Origin of the sequence: Mesorhizobium sp. M7A.F.Ca.CA.004.06.1.1, from assembly GCF_003999135.1 — a bacterium.
Lineage (GTDB): Bacteria > Pseudomonadota > Alphaproteobacteria > Rhizobiales > Rhizobiaceae > Mesorhizobium.
Map to the genome: position 1 here is coordinate 1 of NZ_RZPQ01000478.1, position 4631 is coordinate 4631.

Below are 4631 nucleotides of genomic sequence, written 5' to 3' on the forward strand. Positions count from 1 at the left end.
CCTCAGAACCGTGCGGCCGTAAACCTCGCGCGTAATCTCGACGCGATCCCGCTCCGGAAACATCTCCGTCGCCAGCCTGAACGAAGCTGACGGCCCCATCGTCGCAGTCATCGACACCCCCATGCCAAGAGCGCGGTCATATGCGCCGCGGCCTGCAAAACGTCAATACCGGGCCGTTTTGGCCGCTTTCAGTGCCGTTCTGTCCAAGCTGTCCCCCTTCGATGCCCCTAGTTTGCGGCGCGATTCCGAAACCGGAACCGTATTGGCGGCAATCCAAGGGGGCACGATGTTTCATTTGCAACTGTTCAAGACGCTGTCGGCACTGGCCGCGGCGGGCTTCAATCCGCGTGCCTATCTGCTGTCGATCTCGTTGGGCAACACGGTGACCGATCCCCGCGAGGTCAAGCTGCCGCCGCGCGCTGCCCGATGATGAGCAGCACCATGAAAAAAAGCATTTTCGTGGCCCTGACCATTGCCCTGGCGGGCTGCCAAACGGGCCAGGCCGACAGCAACACGGCATTGATCGCGAGCGCGGCCGGCAGCAACAAGGCCCGGAACGAACCATCGACGGAAACCGCCTGCGCCGAGGCCGCCAAGAAGGCGGCGAAGGCGCAGACCAATGCGGCTCTGCTCGGCGGTGTCCTGTCGATGGCGGGGGGTCTTGGCGGTCTGGCTGGCAATGGTGGGGTCATTGCCGGCCAGGCCGCCTCGATCGGCGGCTCGGTTCTGCAGTCCCAGGCGACGAGCAGTGCCCGGGCCGGCGTTGTGGAGGACTGTTATGGCTGAGCGGCGTTTCGCAGCCATGCGCCGGCTAGCCGGCGCGCTCGCACTTGCCGGCATGATGTTCGACAGCCCGCATGCCTTGGCGCTGACAGCGCGGGATGCGTCGGCGGTCGTCGGCCTGATCGAGGCCTTGCAGCCCGAATTCGGTCAGTTCGCCTATGACGAGGAGATCGCCGCCGACTGGTATGAGCGCGATGCGGCGGACAAGGGCTTGATCGGCACAGCCGGCTTCACCGCCGACAGCTGGAAGGTCGCGCTTGGCGAGACCATGCGCGGGTTCCTGGCGACGATGTCGGCCGCAGAACTCGATGCCATTTTCGCCAAGCTCAGGGGTGCCATATCCGGCATGAGGGAGCTGACCGACGCACAGAAGTCAGAGACCATCTCGGCCATCGACGAAGAGGTCGAAGGATTGATGGCTTTGCGGGCCGAGGGCGACCCCTTCGCCGATGTCGTCAGGCCGCTGACGCCAAAAATCCGCAGCCTCATCCTCGGCCCGGCGATGGGGCGATAGGATGTTGGGCAACAGCAAACGGGTGGCGGGAAAAGCAACTCCGAGCGGGAGCCTCGAGGCCGAACATCGCGGCATTTTCCCAGCCACGGCACGTGTCAGGCGGGGCAGCCCGATCGCAATGCTTATCTGCCTGCTGGCTTCCAGCTGCAGCCAGACGGACTCGCCGGAAGGTCTTGGCGAAGCCCTGGCTGCAGTCGAGGCGACCAGAAAAATGCAGGATTGCCGGGCGCGCATGAACGAGACCGCCGGGCAGATGAAGATGATGGGCGCGGTCAATGGCGCCGTCGGCACCGCCGGGGCCGTGCGCGGCAAGCTCAGCCGCCAGATGCAATCATGCTGAGACGATTTCGCACTCCTCGAGATCGCGCAGATAGAGGAACATCGACGCCTCGCTCAGTGCCTGCGAGCGCATGATGCCTTCAGGCGTGAACTTTCCGGCAGATGCAGGCGTTTCACATGGCGGCTATATCACGCCGAAACCGAAACAGCACCCTGGTTTTCGGCTCTGTGTTCGACCCAGACATGGACCGGTTCATCCCGACCGCGGATGCTCACCGGCCCATGATCGCGCGCATTCAACTGTGTCGTGGGCGATTCCGCCTTCGCGGCTTCTATCAGTCGTGACCCAAAGCAAATGTTTGCCTGAAGTTCACGGCAAAGCGCCTGCAAACGGCTGGCGACGTTGACGGTGTCGCCCACCACCGCGAAGGAAAGATTGCGCTCGCTGCCGACCGCACCGATGACGACTGCGCCATATTGTGCACCGATCCGAACGTCCAGCGACGGGTATCCCCTGGACACCCGCTGCACATTCCAGTCTTCGAGAGCGGCGATCATCGCTTCAGCGCACTGGATGGCTCGGGTTGCGTCGTTATGGCTGGCTTGCGGAACCCCGAATGTGGCCATGATGCAATCGCCGATATAGTTGTCGACGGTGCCATGGTGGTCGAAAACGACCTGCTCCATGCGACGGTGGAACTGACGCAGAAGTTCGAACACTGCTTCGGCCGGATGATCCTCGGAATAGTGTGTGAAGCCGACGATGTCGGCGAACAGTACCGCGATATCCTGCCGGCGGACCGGACCGAAGGGCTCGTCATCCGCGGCGAGCTGGTCGACGACATTTGGCGAAAAATGCCGGGCGAGATTGGCGCGGGCGCGCTCTGCCTTGACATAGTCTTCCGACAGATGTCGAGAACGAGAGACGACCAACGCCATGATCGCGCCGATAATCAGCACAACCAACACGTTGGTCGCCTGCGCGAATGTGTCGACGAAATTGGGATTGAGATAGAGGTTCAGTCGCTCTGTCGTCGGCAGCGAATAGAGGTTCGTCGCCGGAAGGACGGTTCCCGCATGAAGAATCACCCATCCCACCCCGATCGTCCACGTCAAGGCTGCGAGCGCTCCGAGATAGAGCGCCAATCGGGTCGAAAGGGTCAGCGCGCCAAGGCACACGAAAATCAACAGGAATTTGAAGCTGCCTTCGCGCAGTTGCATCGCGGCCGGCGCGACCTCCGGGGAAAACGGGTTGGGCGTTACCAGCAGAACGGTCAACAGAACGATGTCCAGCGTGCCTACGAGATAACCGATCCACCATGGCGCGTTGCGACGGCGCGCAAAGCGAAACTGGATCAGGCCGACGAGCTGGAACAACATGAGGCCCGCCAGCACGAAGAGCAGAGAGGCATCCCAGCGGCTGATTAATGAAAAGAAGCAGGAGATCACGGCGAGCGATGCCGTACGCGCCCAGAACTGCAATGCAGCACCTTGGCGTTCTGCGCGCTCTCGCAAATTTCTCAGCCGTGAATAGCGGCGAAGTTCAAGTGTTGGCGCGGTCGGCATAGGATCACTTCGATTTCGCGGGGACGTGTCACGCATTTGGCAAACCCGCCTTCTACTGGCAAATCAGTGCGCGAACTCTACCATGATTGCGGTTTCATTTTTGAAACGCGGCTGCAAAGAGTAAAATGTCCGGACAAAGGACCACGGTGAAAGCTGAAGCAGGATAGGCGGAGGCTTCCCTGTTCAGGTCACGAAGATTGGTGGCATTCGACGCCGCCGCGAAGCGACTTTCCTTGCATCTGGGACTAAAGTGAGCCCGCTCGCCTAAAGCGTGCTCCCCGCTTGCTTGAGATCAAAAAGTTGACGTTCAGGCGACCGCCGGCCGGCAAATCCCGGCCCCTACCGCACCTCGATCTTGCCTTTCAGCTGCGCCCGCGCCTCCTCGATCGACGCTGCATAGGTCACCAGCGGACGCTTCACGCCGTGGTTGATCAGCATGCGCCGGATCTGCGGCGCGGCGCCTGATATGATGAAGCGGACGCTGGCGCGCCTGGCCTTGTGGGCGGCGCCCTCGATGACGTTGGCCGCCGTCGAATCGAAGAACGGTACGGCCGAGCAGTCGAGGATGAAGTTCCTGCGCTGGTCGGCGATGCGGTCGAGTACGGTGCCGACGGTCGATGCCGCGCCGAAGAAGAAGGCGCCCGAGATGCGGTAGACCACGGTGTCGGCGTCGGTCGCCTCGCTGGCATCGTAGGCGTTGGCGCTGTCGGCGACATCCTCCTGCACCAGCGGCTGATCGGCCTCGACCGCAATCGACTTGGCCATGCGGTCGATGAACAGGATCGAGCCCAGCACGAAGCCGACGACGATGCCTTCGGTGAGATCGCGGAAGATGACGAGCAGAAAGGTCGCCATCAGCACCAGCGCATCGCCGCGCGAGGCACGCAGCAAGGTGGCGAAGGCCTGCTTCTCGAACATGTTCCAGCACACGACCGCCAGCACGCCAGCCAGGGCTGCGAGCGGGATGTAGCTGGCGAGCGGCGCCGCCACCAGCATCAAAGCGAGCAGGATGGCGGAGTGGACGATGCCCGAAACCGGTCCGTGGGCGCCGGCCCGCACATTGGTCGCGGTGCGGGCGATGGTGCCGGTGGCGCAGATGCCGCCGAACAGGGCGGACGCGATGTTGGCGAAGCCTTGCGCCACCAGTTCGCAGTTGGAACGATGCCGCCGGCCCGTCATCCCGTCGGCGACCACCGCCGACAGCAGCGATTCGATCGCGCCGAGCAGGGCAAAGGCAATGGCATCCGGCAGCACGTCAATCATCCTGCCCAGGCTGATCGGCGGCAGAGCGGGCATTTGCAGGCTACGCGGGATGCCGCCAAAGCGAGTGCCTATCGTCTCCGCCGGCAGCGAGAGAAGCGCCACGACCAGCGATGCCAGCCCGATGGCGATGAGCATGGCAGGCCATGTCGGCCGCCAGCGCTTCAGGCCGGCACCATCAATCTTGCGGCGACCTGCGTGGCGGGGTTGTACATCCTCACCATCGCCG

Annotated in this window: 6 protein-coding genes; 4 read left to right on the forward strand and 2 right to left on the reverse strand. The window is 63.0% G+C overall.

From position 1 onward, the window contains the following. Positions 1-286: 286 nt before the first annotated feature. The 4 genes from EN906_RS23800 (at position 287) to EN906_RS23815 (ending at position 1637) form a co-directional block, all read left to right on the forward strand. The gene (locus EN906_RS23800) at positions 287-430 is read left to right on the forward strand and encodes a hypothetical protein (protein WP_127375423.1); all 144 of its coding nucleotides are present in this window, start codon (positions 287-289) and stop codon (positions 428-430) included. Continuing rightward, positions 427-786: a hypothetical protein gene (locus EN906_RS23805; protein ID WP_164748707.1), complete on the forward strand. Its 360-nt coding sequence runs from the start codon at positions 427-429 to the stop codon at positions 784-786. Before EN906_RS23800 ends, EN906_RS23805 begins: the two co-directional genes overlap by 4 nt. Next, the gene (locus EN906_RS23810; protein ID WP_127269739.1) at positions 779-1297 is read left to right on the forward strand and encodes a hypothetical protein; all 519 of its coding nucleotides are present in this window, start codon (positions 779-781) and stop codon (positions 1295-1297) included. The genes EN906_RS23805 and EN906_RS23810 overlap by 8 nt, the downstream gene beginning before the upstream one ends. A 118-nt stretch (positions 1298-1415) precedes the next feature. After that, complete coding sequence (locus EN906_RS23815) at positions 1416-1637, forward strand: hypothetical protein (protein WP_164775720.1); 222 nt, start codon at positions 1416-1418, stop codon at positions 1635-1637. A 128-nt stretch (positions 1638-1765) separates the two neighbouring features. Here EN906_RS23815 and EN906_RS23825 read toward each other — a convergent pair whose 3' ends face one another. Then, positions 1766-3142, reverse strand: coding sequence for an adenylate/guanylate cyclase domain-containing protein (locus tag EN906_RS23825; RefSeq protein ID WP_127267182.1), 1377 nt, complete (start codon positions 3140-3142; stop codon positions 1766-1768). 339 nt (positions 3143-3481) lie between these two features. Then, positions 3482-4631: SulP family inorganic anion transporter (locus EN906_RS23830; RefSeq protein ID WP_245484319.1), on the reverse strand; the 1150-nt coding region annotated here is incomplete at its 5' end.

What these genes read in the sequence shown, in the direction of transcription:
- EN906_RS23825 (WP_127267182.1), bottom strand. Translation starts at nt 3,142, where the DNA reads ATGCCGACCGCGCCAACACTTGAACTTCGCCGCTATTCACGGCTGAGA.
- EN906_RS23810 (WP_127269739.1), top strand. Translation starts at nt 779, where the DNA reads ATGGCTGAGCGGCGTTTCGCAGCCATGCGCCGGCTAGCCGGCGCGCTC.
- EN906_RS23800 (WP_127375423.1), top strand. Translation starts at nt 287, where the DNA reads ATGTTTCATTTGCAACTGTTCAAGACGCTGTCGGCACTGGCCGCGGCG.
- EN906_RS23805 (WP_164748707.1), top strand. Translation starts at nt 427, where the DNA reads ATGATGAGCAGCACCATGAAAAAAAGCATTTTCGTGGCCCTGACCATT.
- EN906_RS23815 (WP_164775720.1), top strand. Translation starts at nt 1,416, where the DNA reads ATGCTTATCTGCCTGCTGGCTTCCAGCTGCAGCCAGACGGACTCGCCG.